Genomic DNA, 18,069 nt, shown 5'->3' with positions numbered 1-18,069 from the left:
CTATCTTATGCAGGGGGGATTTTTGTTATTCTATTCGGTTTTTATGCTGTCTTTTTCTGCTGTTTCAAGAAGTTTTTCTTTTGTATTAAGGGTTGGATCTTTCAGCACACAGTCTAGAAGTCTTTCGAGCAGTGCTCCCAGTGCCGGCCCGGCCGGATGTCCTGCCTTTATAAGATCCTTTCCGGAAACTGCCAGGGTTTTCAGGGATGTACATTCTCCTCTTTCAAGGATCCCCTGATAAGCTTCCGTCACACCGCCTAACCGTGCCAGCTTCTCCTCCCTCTTGTAAGTACTCTGGGATAAAAGATCTGCCTTCTGTACTTTCAGATACAGCGGAAAAAGATCTTCTCCGATAAGATTCACAGCTCTCCGCACATCCTCGGCATCCGGTGTGGGACGAAGATCATGATATCGGATCAGCCGACAGGTATTTCGGATCGTTACATTATCAAATTTCAGACGGCGCAGGATCTTTCCTGCCAGCTTTTCGCCTGCCGGTCCGTGAGTCTTAAAGTGGTCTCTTCCATTCTCGTCTGTCTTTTTTACAACCGGCTTGGCAATGTCGTGAAGAAGCATGGTGATACGAAGAAGCCTGTCATTCTCAATCTCCGTAAGGCTTTTCAGAATGTGTTCGCCTACGTTGCAGCAGTGATGGGGGGTATTCTGCGCTGTTTCCATACAAGCATCAAATTCCGGAAGAAATTCCCGGGTAAGGCCTGTCTCCCAGGCTGTCCGAAGGTAATCCGGATGATCTGATACCAGGAGCTTTACAAGCTCTGTCTGGATACGCTCTGCACTGACATGCTCCAGGTTCCCCGACATCCGTGCCAGTGCCGCTTTCGTATTCTCTTCCACAGTAAAACCAAGCTGTGCGGAAAAACGCACTGCACGGAGCATCCGAAGAGCATCCTCTGTAAAACGTTCCACCGGATCCCCGACACAACGGATGATCTTCCTATTGATATCCTCCATTCCGCCAAACAGATCCACCAGTCCATGCTCCGGATGATAAGCCATGGCGTTAATGGTAAAATCTCTTCGTTTCAGATCTTCCTCAAGACTTCTGGTAAAGGTCACAGCATCCGGGTGGCGGCCGTCATGATATTCTCCGTCTACACGGTAGGTTGTCACCTCAAAGCCCTCTTTGCCCATCATTACAGTTACTGTTCCATGCTGAATCCCCGTATCTACAGTTCTGTGAAAAAGCGCCTTCACCTGCTCCGGAAGTGCGGAGGTAGTGATATCCCAGTCCCCAGGCACCCGGTTCAGGATGGAATCCCGGACACAGCCGCCAACAACATATGCCTCATAGCCGGCTTCATTGAGAGTACGCAGGATCTGTTCTGCCTTTTGTGGTATGTTAATCGTCATAATAACTCCTCTTGATGATCGCTGCTGTCCGGTAAAGCGGACATTCGCAATCCGCTTCGCTACTTGCTCATGAACGCAGTCGCTTCGCGATCTGCGTTCAAAACACGTTTACATTTCGCTGTATTATCTCCATGTCAGCAGCCGAATAATATTCTGATATGTTTTCCTTAACGCTATTATAACATAGATTCATAAAAACAGCGGAGCATATTTTGCCCCGCCGTTGTTTCTACAATATGATCGTCCCACTTTTTTGAAGTGGCCTGCTATATTTTTTAGTATGCGCGTCCCCAGTAAACCATCTTCTTAGCCGGTTTTCCACAGCATACGCAAACGTCGCTTAACTGCTCCTGCTCAAACGGCATACATCTGGATGTTGCCTGGAAATCTTCCTTGATCTTGTCCTCACACGCACGATCTCCGCACCACATAGCTTTGATAAAGCCAGGCTTGCTGTTGATGATCTCGCCAAACTCCTCATAATTCTTTGCTACATAAGTATGCGCCTCTCTGTGTGCACGTGCGCGCTCCAGCATATCATGCTGAATGGTATCCAGAAGCTCTTTTACCTTATCTGCAAGCTCCTCGAAGGATACTGTGTATTTCTCACGGGTATCTCTTCTGCAGAGAACTGCCTGGCCGTTCTCGATATCCTTCGGTCCACACTCCACACGAAGCGGGATACCACGCATCTCCTGCTCAGCAAACTTGAATCCCGGGCTCTTGTCTGTCGCATCAACCTTTGCACGGATACCTGCTGCCTTCAGTGCTGCAAGAAGCTCGTCAGCCTTCTCCATAACGCCCTCTTTACGCTGCTGGATCGGGATGATCACAGTCTGTACCGGAGCGATCCTCGGAGGAAGAACAAGTCCGCTGTTATCACCGTGAACCATGATGATAGCACCGATCATACGAGTTGTCATTCCCCAGGATGTCTGGTGAACATATTTCAGGGTGTTATCTTTATCTGTGTACTGGATTCCAAATGCTTTGGCAAAGCCATCTCCGAAGTTATGGCTTGTACCGGACTGGAGAGCCTTACCGTCGTGCATCAGAGATTCGATGGTGTAAGTAGCCTCAGCACCTGCAAATTTCTCTTTATCTGTCTTCTGGCCTTTGATGACCGGAATCGCAAGAACTTCCTCGCAGAAGTCTGCATAGATGTTCAGCATCTGGATGGTGCGCTGCTCCGCTTCCTCAGCTGTTGCGTGAGCAGTATGTCCCTCCTGCCACAGGAACTCTCTGGAACGAAGGAAGGGACGTGTTGTCTTCTCCCAGCGTACAACGGAACACCACTGATTATATACCTTTGGAAGATCTCTGTGGGACTGGATCTCTTTCTGGTAGAAATCGCAGAACAGAGTCTCGGAAGTCGGACGCACGCAAAGTCGCTCCTGCAGCGGATCAAGGCCGCCATGAGTCACCCATGCAACCTCCGGAGCAAAACCTTCTACATGATCTTTCTCTTTATCAAGAAGAGACTCCGGAATAAAGATCGGCATGTAAACATTCTCTACACCGGTCTCTTTAAATCTGCGGTCAAGCTCATGCTGGATATTCTCCCAGATCGCATAACCTGCAGGTTTGATTGCCATACAGCCCTTAACACTTGTATAGCCACAAAGCTCAGCCTTCTTAACAACGTCTGTATACCACTGAGCAAAATCCTCATCCATAGATGTGATGGCCTGTACTAATTTCTTTTCTTTTGCCATGATAAATCTCCTTTTTCTTGTGATCTGTTACATATTGCCGGCTGTCAGGCAGCCACAGCAATCCGGAATCCTTCCAGCTTGCTCTTCTGTCCCATAAACCGTACACTACATTTACAGTCCCGTTTTACGGACAAAAAAATAAGCCCTCCGGATCCCTCACAAGGGACCGAATGACTTCGGCGGTACCACCCCAGTTAACAGCCAGAAAAGCTGTTCTCTCAACACCCGTTAACGCCGGAAACACACGCCACGCTTCAATCACGCAGAGCTCCGAGGCCGGTTCCACAGTTCACGCACAGGATCCTTCCACCAAAGCAGATCCCTCTCTGAGATAATTCCCTGTGTACTATTCTCATCATCGCCGTATCTTTGATATATTTTAGGTGAAAACCGCCTCAAAGTCAACCCCAAACAAAAAAATATAACAAGTCTTTCTGCTATGAGTTACTGCTCACTCCGTTCTCAGTAACACGCTTCGCGATGCACAGAATTTATGCTAATCGCATAAATTCGCGCGGTATGTCTCGGGTTTTCTGTGACCTTCGCTCACAAAAAACACCTCGCGGAACATTGCCAGTGAACAGTAACTTCTATAATCCTATTCCTTCACAGACACAGCCGGCATCTCCAGATACCTGTTCAGATCTTCTGTGAGAATATGGAGCTTAGTTCTGGTATCCTGCTCCTGGTAAGTCAGCCGGCCTGCGATCCTGGTGATATAATCCTCTTCTTCGATGATCTCACAGGTCTCAGGAAAATTAATATCATAATACTGAGCAAGATAAGATACCCAGTAATCCACCGGCACATGTCTGTCTGAGGATAATACGGATTCTCTTCTGAGACAGGATTCCCACACTGCCGGTGAGATCAGCCCTTCCCCGGCAGTCTCTTCTGATACACCAAGCATGGCTTCTATTGATGCTTCCAGCTTCACCCGGCAATTATCCAGCTTATCGGCATCACGGATCAATTTTGCATGGAAAAGCGTTCTTGCATCGTGGATTCCTTCCAGTTTGAAATCACTGTGCTTCCGAATTGCTGCATTGATCAGTTCATCAAATTTATCATCCTTCACGAAGCGCCGGATCAGCTTCTCCTCCCCGAAAAGAAGTTCTGCACCGAACACTGCATGATCCATGGTTCCCGGCTCAAAGCTGTGAAATCTACGGATCTGCTCAAAACGGCCAATATCATGAAGCAGACCGATCAGCTCCGCAAGTTCCACATCTTCATCGGAACATTCCATTTTTCTGGCGATCTCTCCTGCGTATTTCACCACTCCATAAGTATGTACGATCTTCAGATAGATCTGTTCATCCTCCCGGTCGTACTCATCCAGATATTTTTCGAATTCCTGTTTTGCATGTGCAATGTCGATCATTCTGCCACATCCCTTCTTTTGTTCATTCTGTAGTTCTGTAAACACTCTGTATTTATTATACCGAAGGTCTCTGACGAATTCTACTGTATTTCCCGGAATTTTAAATCTTCTCTCTGCCTCCTGCTCTGGTCAAAAAAGACAGCTGCCCACAGCCTATCTTCCGGATAGGCCTGGCAGCCGCCTTTTCTAAAAAATACCTCTCTTTTTTCTTATCTCACAAAATGGATCTCATAATCTCCGGATCCGGTCTCTGCCTGCATAAATCCGTCTGCGGCTGTGAAGTTAAGTCCATCTGCGGCTTTCACTTCCTTTGCACCGTCCAGGCAGATAGTTGCAGTTGTATTTGCAGGTATGGAAACATGCAGAACCGTCTCTCCCGGTTTTTCTTCCCAGAAGCTTCTTACCGGTCCGTATACAGAACGATACTCAACCTTTACATAGTCCAGGTTTCCACCCATTCTCGGATAGATTACTGCATGTTTGTATCCCGGTTCCTTCTCATCCACCTCAAGACCTGCCATCACACGAACCAGCCACTCTCCGATAGAACCGTAAGCATAGTGGTTGAAGGAGTTCATATCTGCACTCCACATGGTTCCGTCCGGCTTCAGGCCATCCCAGTGCTCCCAGACTGTAGTTGCGCCCATTTTTACCTGATACAGCCATGATGGGAAATCATCTTTCAGAAGCAAGTCGTAAGCTTCTTTTACATGTCCGTTCTGGCTTAATGCGTGGCAGAAATACGGAGTTCCCACAAATCCGGTTACAAGATGATCGTTCTCTTTTTTCAGAAGTCTCAAAAGCCCCTGAACGGTTTTCTCTTTATATTTTTCCGGTACCAGTTCGAAGTACAGTGCCACGATATGTGCGGTCTGCGTCTGTGCTGTCATCTCACCGTTTTCATCAAAGAAGGTTCTCTGGAATTTATCTACAACTTTATTGTAAAGATCTGTGTACTCTTTCACGTCCTCAGTGCATCCCAGGGCTTCTGCTGCTTTTACAAACAGACCTGTGGAATATGCAAAGTATGCCGTACAGGTCAGATCATTCGGTGTTGCACCGAAATAGCTGCCTTCCTCAGCATCCAAAGCTACCCAGTCACCGAACTGCAGCTTGTAGTTCCAGATATAATCCACAGAATATTCTCTCATAAAGTTGATCCAGTTCTTCATGCTGTTGTACTGGATCTTCAGAATCTCTTTGTCACCAAACGTCAGATACATGGTCCAGGGATTGATCACAGCCACATCTGCCCAAGCTGCTGCAGAATGACTTCCCTGCTCAAGGAGCCAGTTATCCCCTTCGTTTCCGGAAATGATATCCGGAACAACATGGGCAACACCGCCTTCCTCTGTCTGGTCTGCCTCCACATCACGGAGCCATTTTCGGTAGAAGGAATAGGTATTTTCAAGGAAACATGCCGTACGGCAGAAGATCTCTGCATCACCGGTCCATCCAAGACGCTCATCTCTCTGCGGGCAGTCTGTGGGAACATCCACAAAATTGCTCTTCAGTCCCCAGAGAATATTATGTGCAAGCTGATTCAGATCCGGATTCGATGTCTCAAGGAATCCTGTACGCTCCATCTTGGTATAGATGGCATTTGCTGTGAAATTGTCAAGGGATGGCTCACCTGGAAAGGAAACGATCTTCGCATAGCGGAATCCCATAAATGTGAATGACGGACGGTATGTGATGGTTCCGTCTTCCCCGAATGTATACTGAAGAGATTCCTTTGCCCCTCTCAGGTTATCCAGATATACATTTCCTTTGGAATCCAGCACCTCAAAGCAGTCCAGACGGATTACATCACCTTTTTTACCTGCTGCGGTAACCTGAATAAGAGCACTCATATTCTGGCCGAAATCAATCACCATATCTCCCTGTGGTGTCTCAAAAATTTTTTTTGGTTTTACTTCATCCATAAGGGAAACCTTTCCGCTTCCCTGTCCGGTAAGAACGGAAAAATCGTAATCCAGTTTACGGACCGGCTTCCACTGTCCGGCTGTACATCCGGCCTCTGCCCATCCTTTGATCTCTTTTGCTCCGTCGTAGATCTCACCATCGTAGATCTCCGCAAACACAACCGGTGCATCTGCACCGCTCCAGCTCTCATCTGTCACAAAAAGATCTTCGGTCCCATCCGCATAACGGATCACCATCTGCGCCAGAAGTGCCGTATTCTCTCCATAGTGATTTCTGTTCTTTTCAAGGCCTTCAAATCCCATTTTACCTTTATACCAGCCTGCTGCCAGCACGGCACCTGCCGCATTTTTGCCTTCTTTCAGGTAATCCGTTACTTCGTAAGTCTGGAAGCAAAGATGTTTACGGTAGGATGTCCATCCTGGTGTCAGTTCATCATTTCCAACTTTTCTGCCATTGAGATAGAAATGATACAGTCCCAGTGCAGTTACAGATACATAGGCCTCTTTTACAGGTTTTTTCACTGTAAATTCATTTCTTACATAGGTACCCTTGGAGTTATCTTTATCTGCCTCTTCCTCTGCGGATACAAACACCGCTTTCCACTGACTGTTATCCAGAATTCCTGTGACAAACGATGTCTCTGCCCATTCTGTTTCTTCTCCGTTGGCAGTTACTTTTACACGAGCAAAATATTTCTTCTGGGATTCAAGTTTCACATCCTCAGGAATGATCTGCGCAGATGCATCACTGTTCACTCTTCCGCTTTTATAGATTTTTTTCTCAAAAGCCTTATCCTCAGCAATTTCCAGTTCCCAGGTATCCTGGCGCACATTTCTCTTATCACTTTCTAATGTCCAGCTGAACTCCGGAATATGTGTGATTCCAATCTGTTCTTTCTCATAATCCATACGGATCTCATTGATTTTCAACATAGGTTCTACCCCCGATCTTCCATGATATTATCAGTTCTTACAGAGATGGTAACAAAAAAAGCGTCATCCTTCAATAACGCTTTTTCATCAAAATATTAACCATTTATAAGGTGTTTCGATATTCTTTCCGATACTGCGCCGGTGTACATCCCTCTGCCTCACGGAATTTCCGGTAAAAGAAATTCATATTGTTGTAACCACACAGTGGAATCAGCTCTGAAAGCGGCAGTTCCGTTGTTTCCAGAAGCATCCTTGCTTTTTTCAGGCGCTGTTCCTGAACATGTTCCACAAAGCTTCTTCCTGTTTTTTCTTTCAGAAGAGCTGTGAGATAATTTCCATGCATTCCAAATGCCCTTCCCATTTCCGGAAGTGTGCATGTTTCGTAATTTTTTTCGATATAGGAAAGAAGCTCCAGGATCTGTACCTCCTTTGCAACAGATGCCTGTTTCTTTGTCTCGTCACGCCAGGTCCTGAGAAGCTCTGTAAACAGAATGATCACATAGCTTTCCATCACCTCTTCCATACCGATATCCCGGGCATAATACTCAGATATGATCTGCTCCATGATCTCACCCACCCGGTTGTTCCCATGAGTTTTAAAATACAGATAATGCTTTTTCTTCCTGCTTCTGGTCACCGATTCCGCAAGGAACTCCGAAACTATTCCCTGGCGCGGCATCCGGCTCAGAAAGGCAGTGTCAAAGAATTCCCGGCTCATAAGGATATTTACCAGAATATCGTTTTCACCGCCCGCCTCGATCGCGTGCACTGCCTGGGTATCAAAAATACAGACATCTCCCTCGCTGGTAACGATCTTCTTCCCTTCTATGGTCTGACTGCAGCTTCCTGACCAGAGATAACAAAGCTCTATATAATCATGCTGGTGGGGCAGGACTTTCACATAGCGGTCCTGCCTGCTTACCACGATTTTTTCTCCCGGTGCCATAAACAGGCTTCCCTCAAAAAGATAAGTTCCCTGGCCGGCCTTTGCAAAACGGCAGGTATCCTGCCTTTGCAGTTCCTCCAGGGAAATCCCTTCCAAAATTTCTTTTTCTCTTGGTGTTATCTTTCTCAGATAACGGTCAAGCTCTTCTCTGTCCATCGTATTTCTTCAAACTCCTCGTTTACCGGAAAATGACTGTTTCCGCTCTTTTTTCCAATATAACACGTTGTCCCTGTCCGGTAAACTGTTTTTTCCGGTTTCTTCTATTCATACTTTACGATTTCTTTCCGCAGCCGCTTCATGATCCGCTTTTCCAGGCGGGAAATGTAGGATTGCGAAATTCCTAAAAGATCCGCTACCTCCTTCTGTGTTTTCTCTCTTCCTTCCCGGTTTCCGATCCCGAATCGCAGACGGATGATCATCTGTTCCCGCTTTGTCAGTTTGCTGATGGCTTTTCCAAGAAGTGAGATCTCCACCTCATCTTCCAGACGTCTGGAGATCACATCGTCATCCGTTCCCAGGATATCCGAAAGCAGCAGCTCATTTCCATCCCAGTCCACATTCAGCGGCTCATCAATGGAAACCTCCATCTTTGTTTTACTGTTTCTCCTCAGATACATCAGAATCTCATTTTCGATACATCGTGATGCATAGGTAGCAAGCTTGATATTTTTTACCGGATCAAAGGTATTGATAGCCTTTATGAGCCCTATGGTTCCGATGGAGATCAGATCCTCCACACCTACCCCTGTATTGTCAAATTTCTTTGCAATATAAACCACCAGCCGTAGATTGTGCTCGATCAGAACCGACTTTCCTTCTTTTTCCTTTTCTGTTCCCAGCATTTCGATCACTTCAGCCTCCCGTTCTGCTGACAACGGCGCCGGAAGGATATCATTTCCACCAATATAAAAAACCTCTCCCGGACGATTGAACATAAATTTCCGGATCACCTGAAACGGATAGGATCTTGCAGCTGCTCTGTTCATAACAAAAGCCCCCTTCTCAATTTAATAGTCTGGAATTCAAAAGTATCTCGTACTCTTCTCCCAAAGCTGAGGGCTCGGATGTTATGGCAAGCACCGGTTTTCCTACATGTATCACCCTTCCGGGAGTCTGGATCAGAAGTTCATCAAGGATCACTGCCAGCAGCAGTCCCTTTTTTCCATCTGCGGTATGACAGCTCAGAAAATGCGGCTGCAGGCTGACAAATCCTGTATTTTCCAGTTCCTCTGGTTTATCTTTTATATCCATCAGTTTTTTCACCTGCTCTTTCGATATCAGGCTTCCCAAAAGTTCCTGTTTGATGATCGATACCGGCTGTTTTTTCACAGGATCCATAAGGAGATTTCCGGTATCATAAAAGCCGTATGTCTGCTTCAGCTTCCCCTGATATTTCAAAGTGACCGGGAAAATATTTCTTCTTCCAAACCGGAAGGTCTCGGTCACACATCCCAGGGTATAAAGTGTGCCATAAATCCCTGACAGAAAAAGCAGAAATATTTTCACTGTCATGGTTCTTTCCGTTTCCAGTGCCTGATAGATCCCGCCAACCACAAAAGCTGTGAAATACAGAGCCAGAATGGTTTTTGCAAGAAGGCCGCCTTTTTTCAGTCGAAAAGCAAACGACGCCATAAAAAAAGCGCAGCCGCCATGGATCAGTACAGCGGCAGGAAAAATGATCTTAAAAGGTGCACATACAAGCAGGCAGGATACAAAAGATCCAAAGGCAGCGGATATCACACATCTTCTGCGTTTCCCGTCAAGATGCAGAAATTTTCCTACAAGTCTTAAAAGCATGTAATCCATAAGGAAATTCGTCATAAAAACGATATCTATGTATATCCTCTGATACATAAGCTTCCCCCACTGCTGTTTCGTCTGCCATCGATTCTCAACTTTGGTAAGTGCATTTATTATAGGGCAGGCTCTTTGCATATTTTGTCAAATCCGGATGTCGATTCTTCAAACTTATCGGGTCATTTCTGTCTGTCTCGACATTTATAGTTTTTTTCTATGAATCAGCGACAAAAATGTATAAATTTCCGTACAATATTTGTATTTGTTGATTTTCGCACTTTATAGTGCTAAAATATTTTTTATTATATTTCGTAAAGAAATTCTATTTTATGAGATACAGGAGGGAATCGAACAATGATCAATATTACCGGACATACCGGGCTTACCGGCCTTCTGGGAAGCCCCGTCGCACACAGCGTATCACCTTTAATGCACAATGAGGCATTCCGTTATCTTGGACTTGATTATGTGTATCTCTGTTTTGATGTAACAGAGGAGACCCTTCCCCAGGCTGTGGAAGGACTGAAAGCCTGTGGGATCAAGGGCTTTAACCTGACCATGCCAAACAAGAATAAGATCGTGGAGCTTTTGGACGAGCTTTCTCCCACTGCCCAGCTGATCGGAGCGGTAAATACCGTACGCAACGACAATGGAAAATTAAAGGGGTTTAATACTGATGGTTATGGATTTACCCAGTCTGCCAGAGATGCCGGCTGTGATGTAAAAGGACGAACCATCACCGTTATGGGCGTCGGTGGTGCCGGAATGGCGATCTGCGGCCAGTCCGCCCTGGAGGGGGCAAAAAAGATCCATGTTTTTGCACGTCCTACCAGCCGTTACTGGGAGCGCGCCGCTGCCATGGCAGAAAAAATGTCTCATATGACAGAATGTGAGATGATACTTCATGAGATGGATGATCACACTGCGCTGAAGGATGCACTGGAGGAAAGCAATCTCCTCATCAATGCAACTTCTGTGGGAATGGTTCCGGATGTGACAGGCACCGTGATCCCGGATAAGACTCTGTTCCATCCGGAACTTACCGTAGCCGATGTTGTGTATGAACCAAGAGAAACCAGACTCCTTCGGGAAGCCCGGGAAGCCGGATGTCCAACCTTTAACGGAATGTACATGCTGCTCCACCAGGGTGTAAAGGCTTTCCACATCTGGACCGGACTGGACATGCCGGTTGAGCTCGTCCGGGAGAAATATTTTAAATAAATTAATATACGATTCTCATATTGATTCCCTGAGGGAAATCCCCGTATTTTTCTCCAAAAAGATTCAAGCCGCCTTTGTTTCCAGCATCCGGGCGCACTGCAAGTTTCAGCGAAATATACGGTTTTCCCGAAAGGCGGATCATTTCCAGTATATTTTCATTATTTACTTTAATTTCGTTTATATAACATCCATCTTCCCTTAGAGAAACGCTCGTCATAAACCCATACTGTGTCAGCCCCATCGGCCACACATTCGGAGTTAGCCTTCCCCTTCTTGCCCCCATATCTCCCGGGCATGTATAAATTCCCACTGTCTTTTCATTGACAGAAATTGTGATATCGGAGGGCCACTGTGCATTATATCCCGGTGCTTCCGAACATATTTCCATGAAAAAACTCAGTTCCCGGATATTCCACAGCGGATTGATCTTGTTTGGAAACCGATATTCTATATACCCCTGACAGAACCAGATCAACTGTGCTTTATGTCTGTCCGGAGAATAAAAGGATCTGGGATCATCAAAGGTATCGATCACACCATCCATTCCCGCCAGACCGCAGGACGGTTCCACTTGAAAATCCGCATAATTTCCAATGGGCATTTCATACACCAGCGTATTTTCTGTCGCATTGATATCCGTATCATAAGCTTCCAGATGAAACGAAATAAAATCACACATACATATTCTCATGGAACCATGAATTCCCGGCTGACTTTCCGTAGAAACCAGATGCGCTTTTTCTAAGCAGCTAATGTGCATAGCTGTAGAAGACAGGGGAATTCCCAGTCGTCTGGAAATTTCCTGTAATGACAACGGATGTACTTTAATCAGATTAAGGATATCAATCCGAACCGGTGATGATAGTGCCTTACCGATAGCCGTAATCCAAGGTTTATGACTTTCTGTTGACAGATTTAACTCCAGTTCTTTTTCTGTTGTGATTCTCTGATTTATTTTTTCTTCTGACATTTTTTCCCTCCTTAGTAAATATTCTGCCCTTTTTTCAATTTCAGGATTCATGTAATGAATATCTGCTTATCTTTTCTTTTGTTACAATTATTTTGAAACAATATTCATTTTTACAAAAATATATACAAATTGCATTATATATTCTTGTTATAATTAGAGATTTTTGTCATTTTGCATTAAAATCATTGATTTTTCCGGATTTTATAGCTACAATTATAAATATAAAAAAGAGGAAAGCATATTTATTATTTTGTTTTTCATCCTTTTTCAGTAATTATGTAATAAATTCTATCAACCCTATTATATGGCAGCCAACGTAACCTGACAACACCCATTACGGATATTTCAGCATTATTTTACCAGAAGAAAGGATCTGCCTATGAGAAATGAATATCCGCGTCCCGACTTTGTCCGGGATAAATGGATGACTTTAAACGGTTCCTGGGAATTCCTGGACGGAACATCAGATACTCCCGTTCAGATTCAGGTTCCATTTCCACCTCAGAGCAAACTCAGTGGATTTGAAAAAGAACTTATCTCTGACAAAATCGTATACCAGCGTACTTTTCGCATTCCGGCAGACTGGGCCGGCCAGAGGATCATCCTTCATTTCGGTGCAGTCGATTACAAATGCAACGTATTTATCAACAATCACTGTATCGGTTTCCATGAAGGCGGACAGTCTTCCTTCTCTTTCGACATCACAGATTTTCTTTCCGACAAGGATACGGTACTCCAGGTAGCTGTAACAGATTACCTTCATGACGAAACCATTCCAAGGGGAAAACAGTTTTGGAAATCTTCCAGCGAATTTATCTGGTATACACAGTCCAGTGGCATATGGCAGTCGGTATGGCTTGAACCGGTAAATGACTCCCATCTGGAATGGATACATTTCACTCCGGACATTGATAAGGGCATTGTTGAAATTGCATATTCTGTTTCTGACGCCGCTTCTTTCCCCTGCGATTTAGAATGGAATATTACCTTTCGTGAACATCCTGTTTCACATGGTTGCCTTACTGTTTCAGAAAAGCGTGGAAAGATCATCGTTGATATTTTCAAAAGCAAAGCTTTACGTGGTTCTTTCCATTTTACCGGATGGTACTGGTCCCCGGAACATCCGAACCTGTTTACCGCAGACATTTTTCTAAAATCCGGAAACACACTTCTGGATCACATTGTTTCTTATTTCGGAATGCGTAAGATCCAGGTCCGGAACAGTAAAGTATATCTCAACAATCAGCCTTATTATCAGAAATTACTGCTGGATCAGGGCTACTGGAAAAACGGTCTGATCACCGCACCTTCCCAGGAAAACTATATCCAGGATATTAAAAAAGCCAAAGAAATGGGCTTTAACGGCTGCCGTAAACATGAAAAAACAGAAGATCCCGTTTTTCTTTACTGGGCTGACAAACTTGGTTTTCTTGTATGGGAAAGCACCGCCAGCTTCTGGAGTTTTTCGACACAGTCCGCCGCCATTTTTTCACAGGAATGGGCTCGCACCATTCACAGGGATTACAATCATCCCTGTATTATCTTATGGAATATGCTGAACGAAAGCTGGGGAGTTCCCGCTCTTTACAGCAACCCTCAGCAACAACATTTTACCCGTTCCCTGTATCACCTGGCCCACAGCCTTGATCCGACCCGGCTTGTAATCGCCAATGACGGATGGGAAATGACCGAAAATGATATCTGTGCTTTTCACTCCTACAAACACGGTTCCTCCAATGATTCTGATTCCCTGCTTGCTTTTTCTACAGGCCTGAAATCTCTTTCCGGTCTGGAAAAGCTGGTGGAAAAACCACTTTTTGCAGAAGGATTTGTGTATGAAAATCAACCGGTCATGCTCACGGAAGCAGGCGGGATTTCTCTTGGTACCAGATGTAACCCTGACAGCTGGGGATATTCTGACACAGACAGCGAAGAAGATTTTCTCACTGCCTACAGACACGTAATTCAGTCCATTTATTCTTCTGATCTGCTGTGCGGTTTCTGTTACACACAGCTGGCAGATATCCAGCAGGAACAAAACGGGCTTCTAAATGAAGATCATCAGTTTAAAATTGACCCTCAGAAAATACGGGAAATCAACGATTCCAGAGAAACTACCACTTCATTTTCCACGATTGAGGACTGTTAAAGGAGGTCTCTATGAATAAAACAGTGTTTATCCTTCTGGATGCCTGCCAGTACGAAGCCGGCACACGAAATCTCGGATATCTGGAACACCTGATTGATTATCAGAAAGGTGCCAAATACAAAGTAAAAGGAGAGCTTCCTTCTCTTTCCCGGCCAATATATGCAACATTGCTTACCGGAACTCCTGTATATTCTCATGGCATAACTACCAACGATGTTCTAAAAACCCTGAACTGCGACAATGTGTTTTCTCTCTGCAAAAAGCATGGAGGAAAAACCGCCGCCGCCGCATACCACTGGTTCGGAGAGCTCTATAACCATATTCCATTCTGCATAGAGCATGACAGAATACAGCTTCAGTCTTCTGAGACCATCGATTCCGGAATTTACTACTGGGATGACAGCTATCCGGATTCCCACCTTTTTGCAGACGGAGAATTTCTTCGTCAGAACCAGAATCCTGATTTTCTGCTGATCCATTCCATGGCCATTGATGATCAGGGGCACAAACATGGAGCAGGCTCCAGAGAATACGAAGAAGCCGTCGCTATTGCCGGACATATGATTGCCAATCTGCTTCCTCTTTGGCTGGATTCAGGATATAACATTGTCATTACTGCCGATCACGGAATCAATGAATTTGGAATCCACGGTGGAACAGATTCACCTCAACGGGATGTACCTCTTTACATTTTCAGTGATCAGGTAGTTTCCGGACGTTTTGAAAGTAATTATATTTCCCAGCTTTCCATTGCACCTCTTCTATGCCGGCTTCTGAACATCCCGTCCTCTCCGGACATGATGACTGAAATTCCGATCAGAATGGCCGAGACCATTTAAATAACCACATACCATAACAAAGGAGGTTTACCCATGAAAAAACGAACTTTATCTTTACTGAGTACCGCATTAACCGCAGCTATTTCCGCGTCCATGCTGATCTGTGCCGTTCCCGTCAGCGCCGCTGACAACGCAAAAGTTGTTTTAAACGGCGAGGAAATGAGTCTTGACGATCTGATCAAAAATGCGCAGAAAGAAGGAAATCTTCAGTCTGTCGGAATGCCTGATGACTGGGCAAACTGGAAAGGTTCCTGGGAAGCGATCACCGATACTTATGGCATCTCTCACGGAGATGTGGATATGACTTCTGCAGAAGAGCTTTCACAGTTTGCAGCTGAAAAGGACGACCCTACCAAAGATATCGGTGACATCGGTCTTTCCATGACCCCGGAAGCCATCAAACAGGATGTCATCGGTACTTACAAAGCTTCCACATGGGATTCCTTCCCTGACTGGGCAAAAGACCCGGACGGACGCTGGATCATGACTTACACAGGATCCCTTGCATTTATCGCAAACACAGAATTCACCGATGGCAAATGCCCGACATCCTGGGAAGAAGTAAAGAGCGGAGATTATCTCGTATCTGTCGGAAATGTTCTTGGTGGCGCGGCATCACAGGTTGCAGTTTTATCCTGCGCCATCGCAAATGGCGGATCCATGGACAATGTACAGCCCGGCATTGATTATTTCAAAGGGCTTGCAAAAGCCGGACGTCTCGACACCGGTGATACAACTTCTGCCCGTCTGGCAAGTGGTGAAATGGTATGCTGCGTAGGAAACTATGATTACTCGGTTCTTGCATGGAGAGATAATATCATTGCGGAAAATCCATCCATGGAGCTTGATATTACGATTCCATCCGATGGCTCTGTAACAAACGGTTACGCCCAGATCATCAACAAATATGCTCCTCATCCAAACGCAGCCGGTCTTGCCATCGAATATCTCTGTAGTGATGAAGGTGCCATCAACCGTGCAGAAGGCTATGCCCGCCCAACTAAACAGGATGTAACTCTTCCTAATGATGTTAAATCCAAACTTCTTGATGATGATCTTTATAAAAACTGCACAAACATTTCTGATGTGGATGCATTAAACAATGCCTGTGCAAAAATCGCTGAATTGTGGGAAAGAGAAGTTCTTCCTCTGGTTCAGTAATATGGAGGACTGCCAAATGAAAAAAGTTCGTAACCTTCAAAAGCTGATACCGCTTCTTCCGCTGCTTTTGCTGGCCATACTGTTTATCTTTCTGCCAATTATAAGCATGATCCAGAAAAGTTTTTTATCACCGGAAACGGGCGCTTTTACATTAAATAATTACAAAAACATCTTTACGGATTCCATTTATCAGGTAGCAACCAGCAACAGTCTGTATTTGTCCTTTACTTCTACGATTATCGGTCTGGTTCTCTCTTTTCTCATTGCCTGGGCAGTTAATGAACTAGGCAAAAATGGCCAGAGCCGGATGTTATCCATGCTGAATATGGTATCAAATTTTGCCGGATTACCACTTTATTTTTCATTTGTCGTTATTCTCGGAAATACCGGAATTTTTGTACTTGCACTGCGTGCGATCGGTATACAGCTGTCCACGGTTTTCCGTCTGTATTCTATTCAGGGGCTTTTGCTGATGTTTATTTACTTTCAGCTGCCCCTGGGCAGTCTGATGCTGGTTCCCGCTTTTCAAGCAGTGGATTCTTCCTGGAAAGAAGCCGCCGAAATCTTGGAAGCCTCTCCTTTTCATTTTTGGACAAGGATTGGTATTCCTGTAATGCTTCCAAGTCTTCTCGATACGTTTGCCCTGCTTTTTGCAAATGCGATCACAGCTTACGCCACTGTTCTTCTTCTGGTAACTACCAGCATCCCGCTTCTTCCGGTAAAGATCACAACCATGTTTACCGGCGAAATGACACCGCAGAAAGAAATGGGATCTGCACTTGCCATATGGATGATCCTGATCATGCTAGCTGTTATCTGTATCTGTAATCTTCTGAAAAAACTCGCTTGTAAAGGAGGGGAACAGGTATGAAACGTAAGAAAAAAATGCCCTATGTTATCATTACCCTTGCCAGCATTTTCCTTCTGATTCCGTTTGCAGCAACGCTTATCTATTCCTTTACCATAGGATGGACAAAGCTGTTTCCCGCAGGCTGGACATTCAAATACTGGATACAGGCATTTACAGAACCCACTCTGTGGCCGGCTATCCTGCGCGGAATTCTGATCAGTATTCCACCAATCCTGATCTGCAACATTGTTGTGATTCTGGCACTGTATACCTCCGTTGTTTATTATCCAAAACTTGAGAAGTACATCCAGACGATCTGCATGATTCCCAACTCCCTGAAAGGTGTAACCATCGCGATTCCGGTTCTGGCGCTTTACGCCGGTGGCGTTACCTTCTTTTCCAATCGTATGGTCATGCTTGTATGTATCTACAGCATTTCTATTCTGCCTTTTGTTTATCAGGGAATCCGTAACAACCTTCACGGAATCAATGTTACCCGCCTTCTGGAAGCAGCCGAGATTCTCGGTGCCGGAAAGCTGTATGCTTTTATCCGTATTATTCTTCCAAATATGCTGGCCGGTATTCTGGTTTCCTCACTTCTGGCACTTTCTACTGTTTTCGGTGATTTCGCCGTCATTAAGATCATCGCAGGAAACAAATACGAAACCGTTCAGATGTTACTGTACAACAGCCGACTGATCGTGCTTCAGTATCAATGCGTAATCGTAATCATCATGTTTACAGTTACTCTGATCATTTCACAGCTGGTTTTTAAATTTCAAAACAGAAAGAGATAAGGGTGGTATAA

General features: G+C 45.1%; 14 protein-coding genes and 1 other annotated feature. Of the genes, 6 read left to right on the top strand and 8 right to left on the bottom strand.

Annotated features, from left to right (window positions below; genetic code table 11):
- Nucleotides 1-30 precede the first annotated feature (30 nt).
- The 7 genes from MUB50_RS06985 to MUB50_RS06955 form a co-directional block, all read right to left on the bottom strand.
- Nucleotides 31-1,371, bottom strand: a complete 1,341-nt coding sequence (locus MUB50_RS06985) for a CCA tRNA nucleotidyltransferase (RefSeq protein WP_118624047.1) — start codon at nucleotides 1,369-1,371, stop codon at nucleotides 31-33.
- Between the two features lie 275 nt (nucleotides 1,372-1,646).
- Nucleotides 1,647-3,086: a proline--tRNA ligase gene (gene proS, locus MUB50_RS06980; protein WP_015527114.1), complete on the bottom strand. Its 1,440-nt coding sequence runs from the start codon at nucleotides 3,084-3,086 to the stop codon at nucleotides 1,647-1,649.
- Nucleotides 3,087-3,244: 158 nt separating this feature from the next.
- Nucleotides 3,245-3,454 (bottom strand) — a binding site (T-box leader).
- 230 nt (nucleotides 3,455-3,684) lie between these two features.
- The gene (locus MUB50_RS06975; protein WP_118624049.1) at nucleotides 3,685-4,470 is read right to left on the bottom strand and encodes an HD domain-containing protein; all 786 of its coding nucleotides are present in this window, start codon (nucleotides 4,468-4,470) and stop codon (nucleotides 3,685-3,687) included.
- Between the two features lie 209 nt (nucleotides 4,471-4,679).
- Nucleotides 4,680-7,328 carry an alpha-L-rhamnosidase gene (locus MUB50_RS06970; protein WP_118624051.1) on the bottom strand — a complete coding sequence of 883 codons (2,649 nt, stop codon included), beginning with the start codon at nucleotides 7,326-7,328 and terminating at the stop codon, nucleotides 4,680-4,682.
- Nucleotides 7,329-7,431: 103 nt separating this feature from the next.
- A complete protein-coding gene (locus MUB50_RS06965; protein WP_244790300.1) occupies nucleotides 7,432-8,430 on the bottom strand; it encodes an AraC family transcriptional regulator in 999 nt (332 codons plus the stop codon).
- A 104-nt stretch (nucleotides 8,431-8,534) separates the two neighbouring features.
- Nucleotides 8,535-9,260, bottom strand: coding sequence for an RNA polymerase sporulation sigma factor SigE (gene sigE, locus MUB50_RS06960; protein ID WP_118624055.1), 726 nt, complete (start codon nucleotides 9,258-9,260; stop codon nucleotides 8,535-8,537).
- 16 nt (nucleotides 9,261-9,276) lie between these two features.
- Nucleotides 9,277-10,128, bottom strand: a complete 852-nt coding sequence (locus MUB50_RS06955) for a sigma-E processing peptidase SpoIIGA (RefSeq protein WP_173753892.1) — start codon at nucleotides 10,126-10,128, stop codon at nucleotides 9,277-9,279.
- Between the two features lie 297 nt (nucleotides 10,129-10,425).
- On the opposite strand from MUB50_RS06955, the gene MUB50_RS06950 reads away from it, so the two are divergent.
- The gene (locus tag MUB50_RS06950; protein WP_022427354.1) at nucleotides 10,426-11,292 is read left to right on the top strand and encodes a shikimate dehydrogenase; all 867 of its coding nucleotides are present in this window, start codon (nucleotides 10,426-10,428) and stop codon (nucleotides 11,290-11,292) included.
- Between the two features lies 1 nt (nucleotide 11,293).
- Here the strand turns inward: MUB50_RS06950 and MUB50_RS06945 are convergent, their stop codons facing one another.
- Complete coding sequence (locus MUB50_RS06945; RefSeq protein WP_118624057.1) at nucleotides 11,294-12,262, bottom strand: ArsR/SmtB family transcription factor; 969 nt, start codon at nucleotides 12,260-12,262, stop codon at nucleotides 11,294-11,296.
- A 379-nt stretch (nucleotides 12,263-12,641) separates the two neighbouring features.
- On the opposite strand from MUB50_RS06945, the gene MUB50_RS06940 reads away from it, so the two are divergent.
- Genes MUB50_RS06940 through MUB50_RS06920 form a run of 5 tightly spaced genes read left to right on the top strand, consistent with a single transcriptional unit; the run spans nucleotide 12,642 to nucleotide 18,058 of the window.
- A complete protein-coding gene (locus MUB50_RS06940) occupies nucleotides 12,642-14,411 on the top strand; it encodes a glycoside hydrolase family 2 protein (RefSeq protein ID WP_118624059.1) in 1,770 nt (589 codons plus the stop codon).
- 11 nt (nucleotides 14,412-14,422) lie between these two features.
- Entirely contained in the window at nucleotides 14,423-15,250 is an 828-nt protein-coding gene (locus tag MUB50_RS06935) for an alkaline phosphatase family protein (RefSeq protein WP_118624061.1), read from the top strand.
- A 33-nt stretch (nucleotides 15,251-15,283) separates the two neighbouring features.
- Nucleotides 15,284-16,411: an extracellular solute-binding protein gene (locus MUB50_RS06930; RefSeq protein WP_244790298.1), complete on the top strand. Its 1,128-nt coding sequence runs from the start codon at nucleotides 15,284-15,286 to the stop codon at nucleotides 16,409-16,411.
- Nucleotides 16,412-16,427: 16 nt separating this feature from the next.
- Nucleotides 16,428-17,282 carry an ABC transporter permease gene (locus tag MUB50_RS06925; RefSeq protein ID WP_182433948.1) on the top strand — a complete coding sequence of 285 codons (855 nt, stop codon included), beginning with the start codon at nucleotides 16,428-16,430 and terminating at the stop codon, nucleotides 17,280-17,282.
- The gene (locus MUB50_RS06920; RefSeq protein WP_118624067.1) at nucleotides 17,279-18,058 is read left to right on the top strand and encodes an ABC transporter permease; all 780 of its coding nucleotides are present in this window, start codon (nucleotides 17,279-17,281) and stop codon (nucleotides 18,056-18,058) included. Before MUB50_RS06925 ends, MUB50_RS06920 begins: the two co-directional genes overlap by 4 nt.
- Nucleotides 18,059-18,069 lie beyond the last annotated feature (11 nt).

The organism is Blautia sp. NSJ-140 (assembly GCF_022868965.1).
Taxonomy (GTDB): domain Bacteria; phylum Bacillota; class Clostridia; order Lachnospirales; family Lachnospiraceae; genus Blautia_A.
The sequence above is the reverse complement of the archived record's forward strand: the minus strand, read 5'-3'. Positions and strand labels throughout refer to the sequence as shown.

What these genes read in the sequence shown, in the direction of transcription:
- MUB50_RS06985 (WP_118624047.1), bottom strand. Translation starts at nt 1,371, where the DNA reads ATGACGATTAACATACCACAAAAGGCAGAACAGATCCTGCGTACTCTC.
- proS (WP_015527114.1), bottom strand. Translation starts at nt 3,086, where the DNA reads ATGGCAAAAGAAAAGAAATTAGTACAGGCCATCACATCTATGGATGAG.
- MUB50_RS06975 (WP_118624049.1), bottom strand. Translation starts at nt 4,470, where the DNA reads ATGATCGACATTGCACATGCAAAACAGGAATTCGAAAAATATCTGGAT.
- MUB50_RS06970 (WP_118624051.1), bottom strand. Translation starts at nt 7,328, where the DNA reads ATGTTGAAAATCAATGAGATCCGTATGGATTATGAGAAAGAACAGATT.
- MUB50_RS06965 (WP_244790300.1), bottom strand. Translation starts at nt 8,430, where the DNA reads ATGGACAGAGAAGAGCTTGACCGTTATCTGAGAAAGATAACACCAAGA.
- sigE (WP_118624055.1), bottom strand. Translation starts at nt 9,260, where the DNA reads ATGAACAGAGCAGCTGCAAGATCCTATCCGTTTCAGGTGATCCGGAAA.
- MUB50_RS06955 (WP_173753892.1), bottom strand. Translation starts at nt 10,128, where the DNA reads ATGTATCAGAGGATATACATAGATATCGTTTTTATGACGAATTTCCTT.
- MUB50_RS06950 (WP_022427354.1), top strand. Translation starts at nt 10,426, where the DNA reads ATGATCAATATTACCGGACATACCGGGCTTACCGGCCTTCTGGGAAGC.
- MUB50_RS06945 (WP_118624057.1), bottom strand. Translation starts at nt 12,262, where the DNA reads ATGTCAGAAGAAAAAATAAATCAGAGAATCACAACAGAAAAAGAACTG.
- MUB50_RS06940 (WP_118624059.1), top strand. Translation starts at nt 12,642, where the DNA reads ATGAGAAATGAATATCCGCGTCCCGACTTTGTCCGGGATAAATGGATG.
- MUB50_RS06935 (WP_118624061.1), top strand. Translation starts at nt 14,423, where the DNA reads ATGAATAAAACAGTGTTTATCCTTCTGGATGCCTGCCAGTACGAAGCC.
- MUB50_RS06930 (WP_244790298.1), top strand. Translation starts at nt 15,284, where the DNA reads ATGAAAAAACGAACTTTATCTTTACTGAGTACCGCATTAACCGCAGCT.
- MUB50_RS06925 (WP_182433948.1), top strand. Translation starts at nt 16,428, where the DNA reads ATGAAAAAAGTTCGTAACCTTCAAAAGCTGATACCGCTTCTTCCGCTG.
- MUB50_RS06920 (WP_118624067.1), top strand. Translation starts at nt 17,279, where the DNA reads ATGAAACGTAAGAAAAAAATGCCCTATGTTATCATTACCCTTGCCAGC.